This window comes from Winogradskyella damuponensis, assembly GCF_039538385.1.
In the GTDB taxonomy this organism is placed as follows: domain Bacteria; phylum Bacteroidota; class Bacteroidia; order Flavobacteriales; family Flavobacteriaceae; genus Winogradskyella; species Winogradskyella damuponensis.
Genome location: NZ_BAABCB010000005.1, coordinates 21,710 through 41,803 on the forward strand (window position 1 = coordinate 21,710; position 20,094 = coordinate 41,803).

The 20,094-nt window shown below is 31.3% G+C and carries 18 protein-coding genes; 9 read left to right on the forward strand and 9 right to left on the reverse strand.

The features are described 5' to 3' along the window. The first annotated feature begins 149 nt into the window (after nt 1-149). Nucleotides 150-2,078 carry a DUF4139 domain-containing protein gene (locus ABD730_RS02725; protein ID WP_344712380.1) on the forward strand — a complete coding sequence of 643 codons (1,929 nt, stop codon included), beginning with the start codon at nt 150-152 and terminating at the stop codon, nt 2,076-2,078. A 209-nt stretch (nt 2,079-2,287) separates the two neighbouring features. Here ABD730_RS02725 and yajC read toward each other — a convergent pair whose 3' ends face one another. From yajC to ABD730_RS02745, 4 genes are all read right to left on the reverse strand, one after another. Continuing rightward, nucleotides 2,288-2,578, reverse strand: a complete 291-nt coding sequence (gene yajC / locus ABD730_RS02730; RefSeq protein WP_215924775.1) for a preprotein translocase subunit YajC — start codon at nt 2,576-2,578, stop codon at nt 2,288-2,290. A 21-nt stretch (nt 2,579-2,599) separates the two neighbouring features. Continuing rightward, nucleotides 2,600-3,178 (reverse strand): DUF1573 domain-containing protein, encoded by a 579-nt coding sequence (locus ABD730_RS02735; protein WP_334469831.1) that lies wholly within the window; start codon nt 3,176-3,178, stop codon nt 2,600-2,602. Nucleotides 3,179-3,407: 229 nt separating this feature from the next. Beyond that, nucleotides 3,408-4,352, reverse strand: a complete 945-nt coding sequence (locus ABD730_RS02740) for a transcription antitermination protein NusB (RefSeq protein ID WP_334469829.1) — start codon at nt 4,350-4,352, stop codon at nt 3,408-3,410. A 106-nt stretch (nt 4,353-4,458) separates the two neighbouring features. Then, entirely contained in the window at nt 4,459-5,562 is a 1,104-nt protein-coding gene (locus ABD730_RS02745; protein ID WP_215924777.1) for a Glu/Leu/Phe/Val family dehydrogenase, read from the reverse strand. Between the two features lie 131 nt (nt 5,563-5,693). On the opposite strand from ABD730_RS02745, the gene ABD730_RS02750 reads away from it, so the two are divergent. The 3 genes from ABD730_RS02750 (at nt 5,694) to ABD730_RS02760 (ending at nt 10,490) form a co-directional block, all read left to right on the forward strand. After that, nucleotides 5,694-7,448, forward strand: coding sequence for an ABC transporter ATP-binding protein (locus ABD730_RS02750; protein ID WP_344712384.1), 1,755 nt, complete (start codon nt 5,694-5,696; stop codon nt 7,446-7,448). Between the two features lie 66 nt (nt 7,449-7,514). Then, entirely contained in the window at nt 7,515-7,904 is a 390-nt protein-coding gene (locus ABD730_RS02755) for a PUR family DNA/RNA-binding protein (RefSeq protein ID WP_215924779.1), read from the forward strand. An 84-nt stretch (nt 7,905-7,988) separates the two neighbouring features. Next, nucleotides 7,989-10,490 carry a M14 family zinc carboxypeptidase gene (locus ABD730_RS02760; RefSeq protein WP_344712386.1) on the forward strand — a complete coding sequence of 834 codons (2,502 nt, stop codon included), beginning with the start codon at nt 7,989-7,991 and terminating at the stop codon, nt 10,488-10,490. A 100-nt stretch (nt 10,491-10,590) separates the two neighbouring features. Here ABD730_RS02760 and ABD730_RS02765 read toward each other — a convergent pair whose 3' ends face one another. Further along, nucleotides 10,591-10,926 (reverse strand): tRNA-binding protein, encoded by a 336-nt coding sequence (locus tag ABD730_RS02765; protein ID WP_215924781.1) that lies wholly within the window; start codon nt 10,924-10,926, stop codon nt 10,591-10,593. A gap of 35 nt (nt 10,927-10,961) precedes the next feature. Between ABD730_RS02765 and ABD730_RS02770 the strand changes: the two genes are divergently transcribed. Next, entirely contained in the window at nt 10,962-11,516 is a 555-nt protein-coding gene (locus tag ABD730_RS02770) for a thioredoxin family protein (RefSeq protein WP_334469821.1), read from the forward strand. 56 nt (nt 11,517-11,572) lie between these two features. Beyond that, nucleotides 11,573-12,100: a GNAT family N-acetyltransferase gene (locus ABD730_RS02775; RefSeq protein ID WP_334469819.1), complete on the forward strand. Its 528-nt coding sequence runs from the start codon at nt 11,573-11,575 to the stop codon at nt 12,098-12,100. A 1-nt stretch (nt 12,101) separates the two neighbouring features. Here ABD730_RS02775 and holA read toward each other — a convergent pair whose 3' ends face one another. Further along, on the reverse strand, nt 12,102-13,106 hold the full coding sequence (gene holA / locus ABD730_RS02780) for a DNA polymerase III subunit delta (RefSeq protein WP_334469817.1): 1,005 nt from the start codon (nt 13,104-13,106) through the stop codon (nt 12,102-12,104). A 155-nt stretch (nt 13,107-13,261) separates the two neighbouring features. Between holA and ABD730_RS02785 the strand changes: the two genes are divergently transcribed. The 3 genes from ABD730_RS02785 (at nt 13,262) to ABD730_RS02795 (ending at nt 15,665) form a co-directional block, all read left to right on the forward strand. After that, on the forward strand, nt 13,262-13,711 hold the full coding sequence (locus ABD730_RS02785; protein WP_344712390.1) for a type I restriction enzyme HsdR N-terminal domain-containing protein: 450 nt from the start codon (nt 13,262-13,264) through the stop codon (nt 13,709-13,711). Beyond that, entirely contained in the window at nt 13,712-14,704 is a 993-nt protein-coding gene (locus ABD730_RS02790; RefSeq protein ID WP_344712392.1) for a glycosyltransferase family 2 protein, read from the forward strand. A gap of 103 nt (nt 14,705-14,807) precedes the next feature. Continuing rightward, on the forward strand, nt 14,808-15,665 hold the full coding sequence (locus ABD730_RS02795; protein WP_215924787.1) for an OmpA/MotB family protein: 858 nt from the start codon (nt 14,808-14,810) through the stop codon (nt 15,663-15,665). A gap of 73 nt (nt 15,666-15,738) precedes the next feature. Here ABD730_RS02795 and ABD730_RS02800 read toward each other — a convergent pair whose 3' ends face one another. The 3 genes from ABD730_RS02800 to ABD730_RS02810 form a co-directional block, all read right to left on the reverse strand. Next, nucleotides 15,739-17,877, reverse strand: coding sequence for a YfbK domain-containing protein (locus ABD730_RS02800; protein WP_344712395.1), 2,139 nt, complete (start codon nt 17,875-17,877; stop codon nt 15,739-15,741). A 192-nt stretch (nt 17,878-18,069) separates the two neighbouring features. Continuing rightward, entirely contained in the window at nt 18,070-19,155 is a 1,086-nt protein-coding gene (locus ABD730_RS02805; protein ID WP_344712397.1) for an AMP-binding protein, read from the reverse strand. A 3-nt stretch (nt 19,156-19,158) separates the two neighbouring features. After that, nucleotides 19,159-20,094 (reverse strand): CPBP family intramembrane glutamic endopeptidase, encoded by a 936-nt coding sequence (locus ABD730_RS02810; protein ID WP_215924790.1) that lies wholly within the window; start codon nt 20,092-20,094, stop codon nt 19,159-19,161.

A 20,094-nucleotide genomic window follows, 5' to 3' on the forward strand; every position in this document is an offset into this window, starting at 1 on the left:
TCAATTCTATCTATAAATTACATTTTAACAATAATAGTCTTACTAACTGATAACACACCTTTACTTCTCATACTATACACTTAACTCATTTATGATTACATTGGGATTTATATTGCCATAATTTTAGATAAAACTAATACTCTAACATTATGACAACCCATCTAAAACTCTTAAAAACATTTCTTATTTTTCTTTTTGTATTAAGCACACAATTAGCAAACGCATTTCAGCAACCTAGTAAAATTACAACTGTAACTGTATATCTCGATGGAGCAGAAATTAATCGTGAGGCTTCACTTAAAATTAACTCAGGAAAATCTGAAATTACATTTAATGGTTTATCACCGTTTGTTGAAGAAAGTAGTATTCAAATTTCAGGATTAAAAGATGCCTCTATCCTATCCATTAATTATGGTATCAACTATTTATCTAAACAAAAGCAAAGTGATTCTATTTTAGCTTTACAAAATGAATTAAAACATCTTGATTCTAAAATTCAATACCAATATGATTTAATTGCTGGTTATAACGAAGAATTAAGTCTTATACAAAGCAACAAACATTTAGGAAATGAAACTACAGTTGTCAGTTTAGAAAAACTTAAGACATTTGCCGCCTATTACAGAACTAGAATTACAGCATTAAGGGTAGCAATAAACAAATCAAATTTAGAAATTGAAAATCAACAAACTATAAAAACCAATATAAAACATCAGTTAGCTGAATTTAATGTTGAAGAAAAAACACAAACAGGAGAAATTAAACTCACATTAAACAGTGAAGTTGCATTATCTTTAGATTTAAAAATTAAATACAATATTAAACATGCAGGATGGGTTCCCATTTACGATCTTAAAGCCGAAAAAATTAATAATCCTGTAAGCTTAGAATATAAAGCGCACGTGTATCAAAATTCGGGTTGTGACTGGACAGATGTTGCCCTCGTACTTTCAACAAGTGATCCAAATACCAATAATGAAAAGCCAATTGTAACTCCTAAATATCTAAACTTTATTAATGCTTATAGCAACTATCAATCGCAACGTGCCATAAGAAATTATAATTTCAAGTATAATCCATCCGTAAATACCATAACAGGAATTGTAACGAGTTCTAGTGATGGTACACCTATACCTGGAGTTAGTGTTATTGAAAAAGGAACATCTAATGGAGTTCAAACAGATTTTGATGGCAAATACACTTTAAAAACAACAACAGGGAATGCGCTTGTTTATTCTTATGTAGGTATGGAAACCGAAGAGCTACCAATACATTCTAGTATCATGAATGTGACTTTAGATGACATATCTACTTTAGATGAAGTTGTTGTTATAGGGTACGGAACTAAAGCAACATCTTCGAGCTCAGTAAAAGCAAAAAGCATACAAAATATGATTGATGAAGATTTTGATGATGACCCATATATTGAAACAGAAAATTATACAACAAACGGAAATATAATTGAAGAAGGTATTACAAGTATTAGTTTCAAAATTGACAAAAAACACAGTATTCCTTCAGATGGTGATATTTCTGTTATAGAAATAGATAAATATAATGTTCCTGCAACTTATAATTACTTTGCGGCACCAGTTTTAAATGAAAATGTGTTTTTAACTGCTAAAATCGGAAATTGGGAACAGTATAATTTATTACCTGCAGAAGCCAATGTTTATTTTGAAGGTAGTTATTCTGGTAAAACAAATATTAACCCAAGTGCAACTACAGATAGTTTAACAATCTCACTTGGAGTAGATCCAAACATTGTTGTAAAACGCACACAACTTAACAATTTTAAAAGAACAACCTTTATAGGTAGTAATAAAGTGATTCAAAAAGCTTTTGAAATTGAAATTAAAAACAATAAACAAACAGATATCTTGTTAACCGTTTTGGACCGTATACCTAAGAGTCAGAATAAAGCGATTAAAATAGATAATATTGAAACAGATAACTCTAGTTATAATGATACTAAAGGAATAATGAAATGGGTTATAAATTTGAAGTCTGGAGGAACAAAAAATGTTAAACATTCCTATACTGTAAAATTTCCTAAAGATAAACGCGTTAACTTGTAATTAAATTACAGCTTCAAAGCGAAACAGAATCAATAAAACCCTAACTTCAGTTAGTTAGGAATGAGTTTTATTCTTTTTAGAAGATTAGTCTATCCTTCTTAGAAGTATCATAAATTGTGGTAGAAAATCTGTTTTCGTTTTGAAGTTTTTATAAAAAAAAGACTGTTCAAATACATGAACAGTCTTTTTATATTTATAATGCAATTCGTTTATTTTACAGTAACTGGTGCATTTAATTTGGTACTCATTTCCATAGAAATTGCAGAACGGTCAAATTTAATTTTCCCTGCTAATGTTTCAATAACACAACTGTTATCTTTATCATTTAGCTCTACAACTTTACCATGCATACCACTTTTAGTAATTATACGGTCGCCGCGTTTTAATTCGCTAGCAAACTTTTTTTCTTGTTTAGAACGTTTCATTTGTGGTGCAATCATAAAGAAATACATCACAGCAAAAATAGCAATAAACGGTAAAAATGATCCAATTCCTTCCATTCAGTGTTATATCAATAAAAATTAATCGTGGTTATGACCTTCGTGACCTGGCTGTGTAGAATACTTTCTTGGAGCTGCAGCATTATCTGTAGCTAAAGGATTTACAGTACTTGGCTGTGTTGCTCTAGTTGTTTTAGCTGCTGCTGGTGCATTAGGATCTTTTTCTACAAAAGCAGAAATCTTAACAATCTCACTACCTTTTTCTGTATTAGTAGTCATTGTAACCGACTTAGTTACTTTATTTCCATTTCCTTTACCATTAAACTTTACAACAAATTCACCTGTTTCACCTGGTGCAACTTCTTTTGTCCAGTTAGATGGTACTGTACAACCACATGTACTCTTAATATTACTTACAACTAACATAGAGTTACCTGTGTTTGTGTATTTAAAAGTTGTTTCTACAGGAGTTCCGTTTTCGATTGTTCCGAAATCATGCTCTTTTTTGTCAAAAGAAATTACTGGAAAATCACCGGCATTTGCATCTCTTTCTGCAGCAACTGCGATATTTTCAGATTTAATCTTACTAGCTGCGTCTTCTTTACAAGATGTAAAAGCGATCATACATAATGCACTAAGTCCTAAAATTACTTTTTTCATTACTTTTATTTTTTTTGTTAGATAATTATTTCAATTGGCGAAGTTAGTAATTATTTTAATGATTAAAAATTATTAACCCCTAGTTAACATGCTTTTTGTCAGAAAAAACTGTCTTAGGCGTGTTTTTAAAGCTTTAAAAGTTGAAATTCAACCGCTATCTCGTTAAATTTATGGAATAAAACATTAAAAAATAGCATTAAGCGGTGTAGTAATACCTCTAAGAATAACACTACATTAACCCTCTTCCAACTTTAACATGGATATTTTCAGATTGGTATTCCTTAACTATTTTATCTAAAATTCCATTAATAAATAAGCTACTTTTTGGTGTAGAATATTCTTTTGCAATTTCTAAATATTCGTTCATCGTAACTTTATATGGTATTGATGAAAATTTCTGAAACTCACAAAGTGCCATTTTAAGTAATACTCCATCGATGCTTGCTAAACGTCCAGAATCCCAATTGGTTGTTTTTTTACCAATTTCATCACCAAACTTAGAGCTATTCAAAAAGGTTTTTTTAAATAACTCAATAGCAAACTCTTTATCATCATCGTCTTTATACAAATCTGGTAGTAAAGCAGTTTCTGGCGATGTTAGTTTTAATTTTCGTAAGACTTTTAGAATTGCAGTATTTACGACTGGTAAATCATCTACAAAAGTGAGTTTTTTATCTTCAAAAAAATCATAGAGCTTATCGTTTGGCGCTATAATTTCAGTAAAAACATCTAAAATAAATTGTTTATCTTTTTTGAAACTAGTTTCCTCTTCTGCTGTATAAGCGTTATACAAATCACTTTTTAAAATGGCTTTAAAAATGATATCCACATATTCAAAATCTAAATCCCAATAATTCAATTTTTTATTAGAGATAGCTTCTTGTAACATGGTATTGCTACTAATAAGATGCAAAAGTTGATTTTCTTGAAACTTTAAACTAAGATTTTTATCTGCATCAGATTTTATTAGTTTATTCTGAAGTTTAGCATTGTAATCTTTACTCTTTTTATGTAACTCTATTAACAAAGCTAATTGAGAGAGGTATAAATCGTACATGCCTTCTAAACTATGAAGCAAAAACTTTTGTTCTTTTATTAAATCATCACTTTCTGTTCCTTTAAAAGCATACATAGATTGCATTACTTTAATTCTGATGTGTCTTCGGTTTAGCATGTGTAAGAACTCGATTTATTTTGATTATTAAAAAAAGGTGAATCTTTAAAAGATTCACCTTGCAAAAATACTATTATTTAATTCTGAAATAAAAATTAAATGCAGACTATTTTAAATTTTCTCTCTTACGAGTTTCAATACGCTCTCTAGCAATATTTAAAGCTGCATTATGCGTTGTTAAATTATTAACTTTAGCATTATCTAATATTTCAAGTGTTGTATTGTAAATATTTTCTGTTTTACGCATTATTTCTTGTCTGTCATAATTCTCTAATTCTGCATAAACATTAATAATTCCGCCTGCATTAATTAAAAAATCTGGTGCATAAACAATACCTCTTTCTTGTAAAATTGCTCCGTGTTTACTTTCTTCTGCTAACTGATTATTTGCAGCACCAGCAACAATTTTAGCTTGTAATTTATAAATGGTATCGTCGTTAATAGTTGCGCCTAAAGCACAAGGTGCATAAATGTCCATAGCTTCACTATAAATATCATTTCCACCATAGATAGTCGCGCCATATTTAGCACGTACTTCTTCTAAACGATCTTGGCTAATGTCTGAAATGGTAACATTGGCACCTTCGTTAACCAAATGTTCTACTAAAGCTTCACCTACGTTTCCTATTCCTTGGACAAATACATTTTTATCTTCTAGAATTTCTGAACCAAATTTAAACTTTGCAGCGGCTTTCATTCCCATAAAAACACCATAAGCAGTAATTGGCGATGGGTTACCTGCTCCACCTTTACTCTCAGAGATACCTGTTACATAAGGTGTTACTTCTCTAACAGTATCCATATCTTCTGTTGTCATACCTACATCTTCTGCAGTTATGTAACGGCCACTTAATGAATGAACAAACTCACCAAAACGTCGCATTAATTCTGGTGTTTTTTGAGTTTTAGCATCACCAATAATAACAGCTTTACCTCCACCTAAATTTAAACCTGTAATAGCAGATTTAAATGTCATACCTCGAGATAAGCGCAATACATCGTTAAGGGCTTCCCACTCATTAGCATAATTCCACATTCTAGTACCACCTAAAGCTGGTCCTAAAACTGTATTATGAATACCGATTATAGCTTTTAAACCAGTATCTTTGTCATTGCAAAAAACAATTTGCTCATGATCGTCAAAAGAGTGTTGTCCAAAAACTGGATCCATTTTTTTCAATTCTTTTGAAGTTATAATTTCTGAAGTCATGTAAGTTAAATTTTAGGGTGTTTATAGATATTCTAAAAACAGCTCGCAAAAATAAATTATTAATAGAGGATTAGCAAAATATTAACTATAAAATACGATTATCGTAATACTTTTGACCTACCAAATACAGTATGAAAGCATTAAAACACCTCAATAAATATTTTTTAAAGTACAGATATCGCTTAATTATCGGTGTCTTTATTACCATAATTGCAAAAGTCTTTGCACTATTTACTCCAAGACTTGTTGGATCGTCTATTAATGTGATTTCAGACTATTTCAATGACAAAATTGCCTATGAGGCCTTTAAAAGTGAACTTATTATTAATGTACTCTACATTGTTGGAGCCGCAGTAGTTGCAGGTATCTTTACTTTTTTAATGCGTCAAACGATTATTAATGTGTCACGCTACATTGAGTATGACCTCAAAAATGAAATTTATAAACATTATCAAATTCTATCTCTAAATTTTTACAAATCAAACAGAACTGGTGATTTAATGAACCGGATTAGTGAAGATGTTGGTAAAGTAAGAATGTATGTTGGGCCGGCATTAATGTATACCATTAACACCATTACCTTATTTGCTGTCGCTTTAATTTACATGATAGATAGGTCGCCTACGCTAACGTTATATACATTACTCCCCTTACCTATACTTTCTGTTATTATTTATAAATTAAGTAGATTAATAAATAAACGTAGTACCATTGTACAACAATCCTTATCCACCCTGTCAACATATTCTCAAGAAACATTTAGTGGTATTTCTGTAATAAAATCTTACGGAATAGAACCAAGAACTAATATTGAATTTGAAAATCTTTCTGCAGAAAACCGTCAAAAACAGATAAACCTTACTAAGGTACAAGCCCTGTTTTTTCCTTTAATGATTCTATTAATAGGGGTTAGTAACCTTATTGTAATCTACGTTGGAGGTATGCAGTACATGAGCGGAAAAATAGATCATATTGGTACCATTGCAGAGTTCATCATGTATGTAAATATGTTAACTTGGCCAGTAGCAACAGTAGGTTGGGTAACCTCTTTAATACAGCAAGCCGAAGCATCGCAAGAACGTATTAATGAGTTTTTAAAGACTGAACCAGATATTAAAAATACAGCTAAAGAATTGACACCAATTAAAGGTGATATTGAATTTAAAAATGTATCCTTTGTATATCCTGACACTAATATTGAAGCTCTAAAAGACGTTAGTTTTACCTTAAAATCTGGTAAAACCTTAGCCATTTTAGGAAAAACAGGCTCAGGAAAGTCTACCATATTAGATTTAATAGGACGTTTATATGATATTAATAAGGGGGAAATTTTAATAGACAACACTATTATTTCGGAATTAAACCTTTACAGTCTTAGAGAAAGTATTGGTTATGTCCCACAAGATGCATTCTTATTTTCTGATAGCATAAAGAACAATATCAAGTTTGGAAAAGAAGATGCCACAGACGAAGACGTTATAGAAGCGGCAAAAAATGCAAAAGTCCATAAAAATATTATTGATTTTAATAAAGGCTACGATACTATTTTAGGTGAACGTGGTATTACCCTTTCTGGTGGTCAAAAACAACGTGTTTCTATTGCTAGAGCAATTATTAAAAAACCAGATATTTTATTATTTGATGACTGCTTATCTGCTGTTGATACAGAAACAGAAGAAAAAATCTTAAAAAACTTAGTGAAGCTCACAAAAGATAAAACAACAATTATTGTAAGTCACAGAGTCTCTTCTGCAAAGAATGCAGATACAATTATTGTTCTCGAAGATGGTAAAATCATTGAGTCTGGAAATCATGAAAGCCTTATCAATACTGATGGTTACTATAAAGAGTTATACACTAAACAACTTTCAGAAAAAGAAATGTAATTATTTGTTGCTTAGGTTACTTTTTTTTTAGATTTTTGGATTGAAATTAAAAAATAAAATAGAGTTATGAGTGATTATGAAATGATGGACAAAGAAGAAATATATTCTAAAGTATTACGCGCTGGAAGAAGAACCTATTTCTTTGATGTTAGAGCTACTAAAGCTGGTGATTATTATTTAACGGTTACTGAGAGTAAAAAATTCACTAATGACGATGGTTCTTTCCATTATAAAAAGCATAAAATCTACCTTTATAAAGAAGATTTCACTGAGTTTAAAGAAATCTTAGCTGAAATGACAGATTATATTATTAATGAAAAAGGTCAAGAAGTTATTAGCGAACGTCATCAAAAAGACTTTAAACGTGAAGATAATTTTGTAGCTCAAGAAGCTAAAACGCTTGAAGATACTAAAACGACAGAAAGTTTTACAGACATCAGTTTTGATGATATTTAAAATTAACTTCTGTTAAATTATAACCAAAACCGTTACACTTTGTAACGGTTTTTTTATTTTTAAACTCTAACTAACCATTACCTTATGCAGCGCATTTTTCTACTCTTTCTTTTAATTACATCATTATTTTCTCAATCGCAAACCGACTTATCGTACTACTTACCTCAAAATATAGAGTACAACCCAAGTATTCCTACACCACAAAGCGTCATTGGTCATCATGTTGGCGAATGGCACATCACACACGATAAATTAGTAGAATACATGAAAGCATTAGCAAATGCTTCAAATCGTATAACTATTGAAGATAGAGGAAAAACATTTGAAAATAGACCTCTACTCCTACTAACCATAACATCACAAAAAAATCATCAAAATTTAAAAGCCATTCAATCTGCTCATATCGAAGCAACAGAAACAAATTCTGCTAATTTAGAGAATAGACCTATAGTTGTTTATCAAGGCTTTTCAATTCATGGTAACGAACCTAGTGGTTCTAACGCAGCGTTATTAGCCGCTTATTATTTGGCTGCAGCAGAAGGTTCTGAAATTGACAATTTATTAGAGCATTCGGTTATTTTACTTGATCCTTCTTTAAATCCAGATGGCTTACAACGATTCGCTTATTGGGCAAATTCTAATAAAAATATTAACCTAAACCCAGACCCTAACGATAGAGAGTATAGCGAAGTTTGGCCAGGCGGACGTACCAATCATTATTGGTTTGATATGAATAGAGATTGGCTGCCTGTGCAATTACCAGAATCTAGAGCACGTATAGAAACCTTTCACAATTGGTTACCTAATATTTTAACCGATCACCATGAAATGGGAACCAATGCAAGTTTCTTTTTTCAACCTGGAATTCCGTCACGTACACATCCATTAACACCACAATTAAATCAAGATTTAACTAAAGGTATTGCAACTTATCACGCCAAAGCATTAGACAAAATTGGTTCATTGTATTATTCTGAAGAAAGTTTTGACGACTTCTATTACGGAAAAGGATCTACCTTTCCTGACATAAATGGTGGTATTGGAATTTTATTTGAACAAGCCAGTTCTAGAGGTCATGTACAAGAAAGTGAAAATGGTCTTTTAACATTTCCATTTACTATAAAAAATCAATTTACAGCTGTTTTATCTACACTAGCAGCTGCTAATGGTATGCGAAAAGATATTTTAGAGTACCAACATAATTTCTTTAAAGACGCTAGGAATGAAGCCTCTAAAGAAGGCAAAAAAGCCATTATATTTGGTGATGAAAAAGATGCTGCTAAAACCTATCATTTAGCCGAAATTTTAAAACGTCACCGTATTGATTTTCATGAATTAAAATCTGATTTTTCAAAAGATGGCAAAAAATATAAAAAAGGTTATAGCTATGTGGTTCCTAAAAATCAAAAGAATACAAGATTAATCAATGCCATGTTTGAAACGCGAACCGCTTTTAAAGACAGTTTGTTTTACGATATTTCGGCTTGGACTTTTCCTTTAGCATTTAATCTCGATTATACAGAAACAACAATGGCAAACGCTGGCAATAGCGTTAAAAACTTACAGCAGCTTTCTGGAGGTGTAAGTTCTAAAAGTGAATACGCTTATTTATTTGAATGGAATGAGTATTACTCACCAAAACTATTAAATGCTATCTTAAAAAAAGGCTTAAGAGCAAAGGTGGCCGTAAAACAGTTTAAATCTAATGACAAAGCTTACGATTATGGAACTATAATGATTCCTGCAAAGAACCAAAATTTATCTGCAACTGAGATATATACATTTCTAAATGATAAAGCCCAAGAAAGTCATATTAAAATTGATGCCGTTTCAACAGGTTTAAACGAAGGTATAGATCTAGGAAGTCGAAATTTTAAAGCTTTAGAATTGCCAAAAATCGCTCTTTTAGTTGGAGATGGTATCACCTCTTATGATGCTGGTGAAATTTGGCATTTGTTTGACACTCGTTACGATATTATTGCCACAAAGCTTGATACTAAAACTATGAAAAGAGCAGACTTAAGCCGTTACAATACCATTATAATGGTAAATTCTTCTGGATTAAGCGAAAGCAATACAAAAAAATTACAATCTTGGATTAAAGATGGCGGCACTTTAGTAGCATATAAAAATGCATTAAAATGGCTAAACTCCAAAAAGTTAATGACCATTGATTTTAAGAAAAATAAGCTCATAGCTAAAAATATTAATTACGAACAACGTAGCGATTTTAGAGGCGCACAAGTTATTGGAGGTGCCATTTTTGAAGCTGAATTAGACCGTTCACATCCTATTAATTTTGGTTATAAAAATGATAAACTTCCGATGTTTAGAAATTCAACATTATTTATAAATGAGGATAAAAACAGCTATAACAACCCCATTCAGTACACTAAAAAGCCTTTATTAAGTGGTTATATTTCTGAAGAAAATTTAGATAGTATACGTAAAACAGTACCTCTAAAAATTAATCGTGTTGGCCGTGGAAAGGTCATTGGCTTTACTGATAACACTAATTTTAGAGCCTTTTGGTATGGAACGAATAAGCTGTTAATGAATGCTATTTTCTTTAGAGAAGAGATGTAGTTGTTTGTTGGGAATCAAAACTAATAACACAAGCTACTTCATAGACAAAAAATAAAAAGGTGGCTTAGTCTGTTTTTGTAATACAATTACATTTTAAAACTTAAGACACTTGCATTCCATTTTTAACTTTAGTCTCAGGATGCAACAAAAACACGTCGTCTGCTCTTACGGCTCCAACCACCAAACATTCGCTCATAAAATTGGCTATTTGCTTTTTAGGGAAATTAACTACAGCCACTATTTGTCTGTTTACTAATTCTTCCTTTTTGTATTGCGTTGTTATTTGTGCAGAAGTTTTTTTAACTCCTAAATCGCCAAAATCTATAGTTAATTTATACGCAGGTTTTCTAGCTTTAGGAAAATCATTCACTTCAATAATTGTCCCAATACGTAAATCTACCTTTGTAAAGTCTTCATAAGTTATTATCTTTTCCATTCTCTAAAATTAATAAATAAAATAGACATAATATAATGGCACGAACAGAATCAAATATGTTGCCTTTAGGCACAACAGCACCAGATTTTAAATTAGTAGATACTGTTGATGATGTTACAAAATCTCTTCAAGAATTAAAAGGCACAACTGCAACTTTAGTCATGTTTATCTGTAACCACTGCCCTTTTGTAATTCATGTAAATGCCCAACTATCACAATTGGCTAAAGATTACGTTTCAAAAGGTATTAATTGTATTGCTATTTCTAGTAATGATGTAGAAAATTATCCGCAAGACCATCCGGATTTAATGAAAAAGAACGCCATAGATAACGACTATATTTTTCCGTACTTGTATGACCAAACACAAGATGTTGCCAAGGCATACGATGCCGCATGCACACCAGATTTTTTCTTATTTAACAGTGATTTAATACTCGTTTATGCAGGTCAATTAGACGATTCTAGACCAGGAAATGGTATACCTGTAACAGGAAAAGATATTAGAGCTGCTATGGATGCCTTAATTAATAATAACCCCGTAAATCCAAACCAAAAACCAAGTATGGGCTGTAATATTAAGTGGAAATAATACTTTGCATTATTTAAAACTGAAAACAAATAAACCATTAGACAACACCTTAGCCAATGATTTTTGACAATATTGAAACCAAACGCTTAATTCTAAGGCCTATTACAATAGCAGATACGCAAGATTTTTTTGAATTGGATTCTAATCCTAAAGTTCATCTCTTTCTTGGGAATAATCCTGTAAAAACTATTGAGCAGTCTGAAGCTATGATTGCTAACATTTTACAACAATATAAAACTAATGGTTTAGGTCGTTTAGCTATAATTGAAAAATCAACCAATGAATTTGTAGGTTGGGCGGGATTAAAACTTGAAGAAAAGCTTAGAAAGGAATTTAGCTATTACGACTTGGGTTACCGACTAAAAGAACAATTTTGGGGCAAAGGCTATGCCACTGAAGCGGCATTTGCATCTTTAGAGTATGGTTTTAATACTTTAAAATTAGAAGAAATTGGAGCGGCTGCAGACGTTAATCATATAGCCTCTAATACCATACTTAAAAAAGTAGGAATGCAACCTTCTGGCACTTTTGAGTATGAAGGAGATTTATGCAACTGGTATATCATAAAACACCAAAAACAGTAAATCAACCTATAATCTTAACCAATAATTCTTTAAGAAGGTCTTTTTCTGGCATTGCCTTAGAACCAACACCTTTACTTTTTACATCAAATTCGCGCAGTACACCAATAACATAACTTACCTTTTTCATAGGGTAATTCTTGGCAGCATCTAGATATTCATTTACAAAATAAGGGTTGACTTTTAGAGCTGATGCGACACTACGTGGATTTCTGTCAGACATACCATGAAGGTGCAATAATTGAGAAAAGAATCCAAATAATAGCGAAACCGTAACCACCATTGGATTGTCTTTAGGGTTGTCTGCAAAATACTTAGCTATTTTATGTGCTTTTACAACATTACGCTGTCCAACCGCTTTTCGTAATTCAAAATTATTGTAATCTTTACTTATTCCAATATTCTCTTCAATATGTTCTGGTGTAATCTGTGTACCTTCTGGTAAAACGATTTTAAGCTTATTAAGTTCGTTATCTATTTTACTGAGGTTAGTTCCTAAAAACTCTACCAACATCTGAGCTGCCTTTGGCGAAATGTTATAATTTTGTCCAGCTAAAACGCGTCTAATCCAGTCGGCAACTTGGTTTTCGTACATTTTTTTACTCTCAAAAACAACTCCAACCTTATTAATAGCTTTATATAAAGCCTTACGTTTATCTAATTTTTTGTACTTATAATTTAACACCAAAACCGTTGTAGGCTGAGGATTAGCTGCATATTCTGCTAACTTCTCAATAGATCTACTTAAATCTTGTGCCTCTTTAACAATAACCACTTGACGCTCTGCCATCATTGGATACCGTTTGGCATTACTCACAATATCGTCTATAGAAACATCTCTTCCATATAGCACCATTTGGTTAAATCCCTTTTCTGCCTCATCTAAAACGTTCTCTTCAATATAATCTGAAATCTTATCAATATAATACGCTTCCTCACCCATTAAAAAATAAATAGGTTTAAGGTCTCCCTTTTTAATTGTAGCTACTAATTGTTTTACGTCGTCCAATGCTTTAAAAATTCCAAGTTTAAAATTCCAAGTTTAAAATTCCAAATTTCAATAGTTACAAGCCCGTTTATATTAAATAAATAGGATTTTAGTAATGAAAATTGTGATTTGCGATATTCTACTTTAACTTTGAAAAAAATTAGCGTCTCTAAGTGTTGCAAGAACTCAACTTTCCAAAGTTTGAATACCGTTTCAAAAGTACAGAAAATAAAGTTTCTATTTTTGATGTCATTCGGAAAAAATTCATCATTCTTCAACCCGAAGAATGGGTTAGACAACACTGTGTTCATTATCTAATTAATACTAAAAAGTTTCCAAAATCTTTAATTAATGTTGAAAAAGAGCTGACTATAAACGGCTTAAAGAAACGTTATGATGTTGTGGTATTTAATCTAGATGGTAGTATTCACTTAATTGTAGAATGTAAATCGCACAACATAAAAATAGACCAAACTACTTTTGACCAAATTGCGCGTTATAATTTGATATTAAACGCCACGTATTTAATGGTAACTAACGGTTTAAATCATTATTATTGCGAAATGGATATGAAAAATGAACGGTATTCCTTTTTAAAAACTATTCCTGATTATAAATCCAATTAAATGCTTCAAACCAAAGACATTGCTATTGTTATTTTAAACTGGAATGGGAAATCATTACTCGAAAAATTCCTCCCTTCAGTAATAAACTATTCCGATGATGCTGTAATCTATGTTGCTGACAATGCATCAACAGACAATTCTGTTGCTTTTGTTTCTGAACATTTTGCGACAGTACAACTAATTCAAAACACAACTAATGGTGGTTATGCCAAAGGTTATAATGAGGCACTTAAACAAGTAGAAGAACCGTTACTTTGCTTAGTTAATAGTGATATTGAAGTGACCAAAAATTGGCTTCAACCCATTTTAGAAGAATTTAATACAAATACTGAAACGGCAATCATTCAACCAAAAATATTAGACTATAAAAACAAATCGCAATTTGAATATGCTGGAGCGGCTGGTGGATTTATTGACAAATATGGTTATCCTTATTGCCGTGGTCGCATTTTTGATACCATTGAAAAAGACACAGGACAATACAACGATAATAGCGAAATATTTTGGGCTTCTGGTGCTTGTTTTTTTATTAGAAACTTCGTTTACAAAGCATTAGAAGGTTTTGATGAGTCGTATTTTGCTCACATGGAGGAAATTGATTTATGTTGGCGTGCATTTAATAAAAATTATACCACAAAATTTGTTGGTACGTCTACGGTTTATCATGTTGGTGGTGCGACATTAAATAATACTAATCCTAAGAAAACATATCTCAATTTTAGAAATAGTTTATTTACACTATTTAAAAATACAGATTCTAATGTCCTTTTTAGAGTTGGCATTAGAATGGTACTTGATGGTGTAGCATCTGCTAGATTTCTATTTCAACTCAAACCCGCATTTTTAGTTGCTATTCTTAAAGCACACCTCTCATTTTACTACAATTTACCACGTCTTTTAAAGCAAAGGAAACAATTACCTAAACGTTTTGGATATTATAAAATCAATTCTATTGTTTGGTCTTATTTTATAAAAAAGAAGACTAAATTTTAATTGTTTATAAAACTGTTAAAATTTTTGTTAATCCTTGTCATAGCCGTTATTCTTTTGCATAATTTTGAATGTTGTAATTAACGATTAAAACTAAAAATCAATTATGAGAAAAATAATGTTATTAAGTGTTTGCTCAATGATGCTATTAGCATCTTGTGTCGCAAAGAAAGAACATCTTGCACTTCAAGAAAAATATGAGAAATCTCAAGACTTATTAAATACGGCAACAGTAAAATTAAATAGCTGTCTTTCTGATGTTGCTGCAGCTAATGCAAGAGTAGAAACAATGAAAGATCAGTTAAATGATTTACGTAAAGCAAATCAAGATTTAATTGATACCAAAGGAAATTTAACAACCTTAACACAAAAAGGTGCAGAAAACCTTGAAAAATCTTTAGAGAGCTTAAAAGAACGCGATTTAAAAATTACAAGATTACAAGATGCACTAACGAAAAAGGATAGTGTAACATTGGCCGTTGTAACAAGCCTTAAAAAAGCAGTTGGAATCAACGATCCAGATATTGAAATAAATGTTGAAAAAGGTGTTGTATTCATTTCTATTGCTGACAAATTATTATTTAAAAGTGGCAGCTATAACGTAACTACTAGAGCAAATGAAATTTTAGGAAAAGTAGCTAAAGTTATTAATAGTAAACCAGACTTTGAAGCTATGGTAGAGTCGCATACAGACAACGTATCTTACAGTAAGCCTCCATTATTAGATAACTGGGATTTAAGTGTTAAACGTGCTACTTCTGTAGTAAGAGTTTTAGAAAGCTTAGGCGTAAACCCACAACAATTGATTGCTTCTGGTCGTAGTTCTTATGTGCCTTTAGTAGATAACGATACTGCTGAAAATAGAGCAAAAAACAGACGTACACGTATTGTTGTATTACCAAAAATTGACCAATTCTATGAAATGGTTGAAACAGAAATGAAAAACTTATCTACTGAAAATTAATTCTAGTAGCTTTTAAAATAAGAAAACCCAATGCAAAGGCATTGGGTTTTTTATTATTTGTTTTCCAAACATATTAATTAAAATTATCATAAGACTTTACCAGTCTTATAAACTCTGCTCTATAACCATCTGTATCCTCTCCTCTTCCACGTTCTGCTAAAGTAATAACCTGAGATACTGAGGCTTGATTAAAATACTTAGAACCTCTTAACTGCATTCCAAATAATGCTACAGCGGAAACAAAATTCATATCGTTTGATGCTTCTGTTATATTATTATTTTGAACATGAACCATTTCTATACTCTTATCTTCATTTGGTTTTTTATATCTGAATTTTACCGTAAATAGTTCATCTTCATAATTAGACGCTATTTTAGATTGGGTATACTTTAAATCTGCAACTTTTTTTAGATAATCACTTTTTATTCCCACTGGAATAATTTCATATAATGCAGTTACGGTATGTCCACTTCCCAACTCACCAGCATCTTTGGTATCATCTACAAAATCCTCATCTGCTAATAATCTATTTTCGTACCCAATTAATCTGTAAGCCTGGACTTTTTTAGGATTAAATTCCACTTGAATTTTCACATCTTTTGCTATTGTATAAAGTGTTCCCCCAAATTCTTTTCCAAAAACTTTTTGAGCTTCTTGCATATTATCTATATAGGCATGATTTCCGTTGCCTTTATCGGCTAAGGTTTCTAATTTTGAATCCTTATAGTTTCCATAACCAAAACCTAAAACCGATAAAAACACACCAGATTTACGTTTTTCTTCAATTAATGTTTGCATCGCTTTATCACTTGAAGCTCCAACATTAAAATCACCATCTGTTGCAATAATAACACGATTATTACCGTCTTTTTTAAAATTCTTTTCTGCTAATTTATAAGCCAATTCAATTCCCGCACCACCAGCTGTAGAACCGCCAGAATTCAAATTCTGTAAAGCGTTTAAAATGGTTTCTTTTTGATCTCCAGATGTTGGTTCTAAAACCACTCCGGCGGCTCCTGCATAAACAACAATAGATACCTTATCTTTTTCGCGTAATTGGTTTACAAGTAGCTTAAAAGCTCTTTTTAATAATGGTAATTTATTCTGAGAGCCCATAGACCCAGAAACATCTAGTAAAAAGGTTAAGTTAGAAGCCGGAAGTTTATCGTTCTCATAAGTTTTTCCTTGCAAGCCTATTCTAACCAACTGCGTGTCTTTATGCCAAGGTGTTTTTACAATTTCGGTATTTATAGAAAAAGGATGTTCATCTGTAGGTTGCGGATAATTATAGTTAAAATAATTAACCATTTCTTCAAGTTTTACAGCATTTGGTGGCACTGTTTGTCCATTATTAATCATTCGTCTTACGTTAGAATATCCTGCTTTATCTACATCTATTGAAAACGTTGATAATGGTGTTAAATTTGCGCGTTTAAATGGGTTTTCTATAATTTTAGCATAGTCTTCATTATTTGGAATTCTTTTCTTTCCTGCTTTAGTCGTAACAAGTATAACACCACCTTTGCCTCTATTACCATAAATAGCAGTTGCTTTAGCATCTTTTAATACAGATATATTAGCTATATTCTTTCGTTTTAAATTACGGAAATTATCTTGATCTACAGGAACACCATCTATTATAAATAATGGCGCTGTATCTCCAGTTATTGAATTTCTACCACGAATAATAATAGTAGCACTTTGACCAGGCTTACCAGAACCCGTACTCACATTAACACCTGCTGCTTGACCTGTTAATTGGTCAGACGTTTTATTCTTATTTTTTCTTCTTGCACGCTTTTTTAATCGTTTATTACTGATTTCATAAGATTCAGCACTAACTGTTGAAAGCGAACTACTAACAGTGGTCCTTTTAGTAGCGCCAGAATAGCCTTTAATAACAACCTCATTCAGTGTATTTACACTTGCTTTTAATGCAATATTATAGACCGATTTTGATCCAATTATTACATTTTCTGTTTGCATTCCAACATAAGAAACAATAATAATGTCGCCAACTTGAGCACTTAATGAGAATTTTCCATCAAAATCAGTTAAAGCTCCTTTCTTACTCCCTTTAATATTAACATTAGCACCTGGTAATGCCGTGCCATCTGAAGCTGTAGTAACAATTCCTGAAATTGTTTTTTCTTGTGCTTGTATTTGCCAAGATGACAATACAAGACATAACATAAGTATTAGATTTTTCATAATAGTTGATTTATAAGTTTGTGTAAACCTATAAACAAACATTATGATACTAAACGTACAATGAGTGAAGTACTGCTTTGAATGAGTTAACGTATGGCTTTAATGGTAGAATTAAATACTGGTTATTTATAGTTCTGTATTTTAAAACAATTAATTAATCGTTTCTCAAATTTTATTGTTGAAGCACTATTCTTAACTACCAACTACAGCTTTTAAAGTCTTTTTACGTTGAATTTTCCCATTATTAGTTTCAGGAAATTTATCTATTGTATAAATTTTCTTAGGGACTTCAAATTTATCCAGTGTTTTTAATTCTTCAATTCTTTTTTGAATAACAGCAATAGAATCTGAAGGGTTTTCAACAATAAGAATCAATTTTTCTCCTAGTGTAACATCTTCTTCACCAGCAACAATAAAACGTTTACTAATTACGGGTTGTAGTTTATCTTCTATTTGTTCTGGAAACAACTTAACACCACCAGAATTAACAACATTATCATAACGGCCTAAAAGCTGAAAACTAGTTTCAGATTTTAAGTCTACAATATCATTAGTAACTAAAGTTTCTTTTACCAATTTTGGGGCGTGGATAACTAAACAGTTTCTATCGTCTTGTTTAAACTTAATATTTTGTAAAGCCGTAAAATAAGGCTCTTTTTTACCTGATTTAGATTCTAAGGACCTAACAGCAACATGAGTTACAGTTTCAGTCATTCCGTAGGTTTCAAAAAACTTAGGTTTACAATTTTTAATTTTTTCTAATAATGGTTTTGTAACCTTAGATCCACCAACAATGATATTTTTAATATTGTGAATTTGATCAATAGAATATTTTAACTGCAACGGAATCATCGCACAAAAATCGTAAGGCACTTCATAATCAAAAACAGGATGAGCTGCAGGCTCTACAAAATCAATTTCCAAACCTAAAACTAGAGCTCTTACAAACATCATTTTACCTGCAATAAAATGGCTAGGCAAACAATGTAAAGCTTTATCTCCTGGCTCTAATCCAAAAAAGTTACCTGTAGCAATGGCAGAATTGACCATGGCTTGTTTCTTTAATTTAATTTCTTTAGGATAACCTGTAGAACCTGACGTTGTTACAATTAAAAAATCATCTTTATTTAACCAATCTATTAAAAAATCTCCAGTTACTTTTTCGTAGGCTTTACCTTCCTTAATAAGACTGTAAGCAACTTCTTTTAATTCTTCATGACTAAAATGTAAGCCGTTAAACTTAAAACGGTTATGTACTTTGTCGTATGTTGGTGTCATAGGTTATTCTATTATTTTATAATTTTCTTTTGGAGGTTCTGTTACTTTTCCGAATAATTTATCTTTCCAATTGGTCCAACCATATTTTTTAGATAAAATGAGGAGCATTAGTGGATAAACTAGTAAAACGGGTAATATAATTTCTGATATTGAACCTAATCCTGGTTCTGACATATCTTTAAATAAGGCATCTGTTTGCAAAGCAGTCCAATCTGCAGTTACTAACAAAGATGCTATAAGATTGTTTCCTAAATGAAATCCTAAAGCTAACTCTAAGCCTTCATCCATTAAAGTCATTATTCCTAATAATAATCCTGTACCAACGTAAAAAATCATCATTTGCCAAAACCCTACGGCTCCAACTTCTGGATTTGCACTATGTGCTAAGCCAAATAATACAGACGTAAAAATTAATGGAAACCATTTATTCTTTACTAAAACACCTATATGCTGCATTAAATAACCTCTAAATAAATATTCTTCTAAACCAATTTGAAATGGAAACAAGAGTATACTTATTAGAAATAGGATTGCGAATTTAACGGGATTAAACTGAAATACAATTTCAGAGGAATCTATTGAATAGCCTATAAAAAAGGTAACAATGGTGTATATTGTTATCATCAAAAACGAAAATAAAATACGCTTAAAATCTACTTTAGGTCGTGTTGTTGTTAACGATAAGAGACTTCTTTGGTGTACATATTTTACCAACACAAATAATAGTCCTAATAAAAAAGCAAAAGGCAAAAGATTCATTATTAATGACAAGTTAGCCGGAATTTGCTTCATCATTTCATAGGCCATTTCTAAATCTGCTGGATCAGCGATTAAAAAATAAATAAAATTCCCAATAAAAATACCAGCAATTAAGAATGTAGTTAAGAAAAACATCCAAAGTTCGCGTTGTCCTTTGTAGGCTTGTTGTATATAATTCAT

Coding starts and splice junctions, on each gene's coding strand:
- ABD730_RS02725 (WP_344712380.1), top strand. CDS start 150: ATGACAACCCATCTAAAACTCTTAAAAACATTTCTTATTTTTCTTTTT.
- yajC (WP_215924775.1), bottom strand. CDS start 2,578: ATGGAAGGAATTGGATCATTTTTACCGTTTATTGCTATTTTTGCTGTG.
- ABD730_RS02735 (WP_334469831.1), bottom strand. CDS start 3,178: ATGAAAAAAGTAATTTTAGGACTTAGTGCATTATGTATGATCGCTTTT.
- ABD730_RS02740 (WP_334469829.1), bottom strand. CDS start 4,352: ATGCTAAACCGAAGACACATCAGAATTAAAGTAATGCAATCTATGTAT.
- ABD730_RS02745 (WP_215924777.1), bottom strand. CDS start 5,562: ATGACTTCAGAAATTATAACTTCAAAAGAATTGAAAAAAATGGATCCA.
- ABD730_RS02750 (WP_344712384.1), top strand. CDS start 5,694: ATGAAAGCATTAAAACACCTCAATAAATATTTTTTAAAGTACAGATAT.
- ABD730_RS02755 (WP_215924779.1), top strand. CDS start 7,515: ATGAGTGATTATGAAATGATGGACAAAGAAGAAATATATTCTAAAGTA.
- ABD730_RS02760 (WP_344712386.1), top strand. CDS start 7,989: ATGCAGCGCATTTTTCTACTCTTTCTTTTAATTACATCATTATTTTCT.
- ABD730_RS02765 (WP_215924781.1), bottom strand. CDS start 10,926: ATGGAAAAGATAATAACTTATGAAGACTTTACAAAGGTAGATTTACGT.
- ABD730_RS02770 (WP_334469821.1), top strand. CDS start 10,962: ATGGCACGAACAGAATCAAATATGTTGCCTTTAGGCACAACAGCACCA.
- ABD730_RS02775 (WP_334469819.1), top strand. CDS start 11,573: ATGATTTTTGACAATATTGAAACCAAACGCTTAATTCTAAGGCCTATT.
- ABD730_RS02790 (WP_344712392.1), top strand. CDS start 13,712: ATGCTTCAAACCAAAGACATTGCTATTGTTATTTTAAACTGGAATGGG.
- ABD730_RS02795 (WP_215924787.1), top strand. CDS start 14,808: ATGAGAAAAATAATGTTATTAAGTGTTTGCTCAATGATGCTATTAGCA.
- ABD730_RS02800 (WP_344712395.1), bottom strand. CDS start 17,877: ATGAAAAATCTAATACTTATGTTATGTCTTGTATTGTCATCTTGGCAA.
- ABD730_RS02805 (WP_344712397.1), bottom strand. CDS start 19,155: ATGACACCAACATACGACAAAGTACATAACCGTTTTAAGTTTAACGGC.
- ABD730_RS02810 (WP_215924790.1), bottom strand. CDS start 20,094: ATGAATTATATACAACAAGCCTACAAAGGACAACGCGAACTTTGGATG.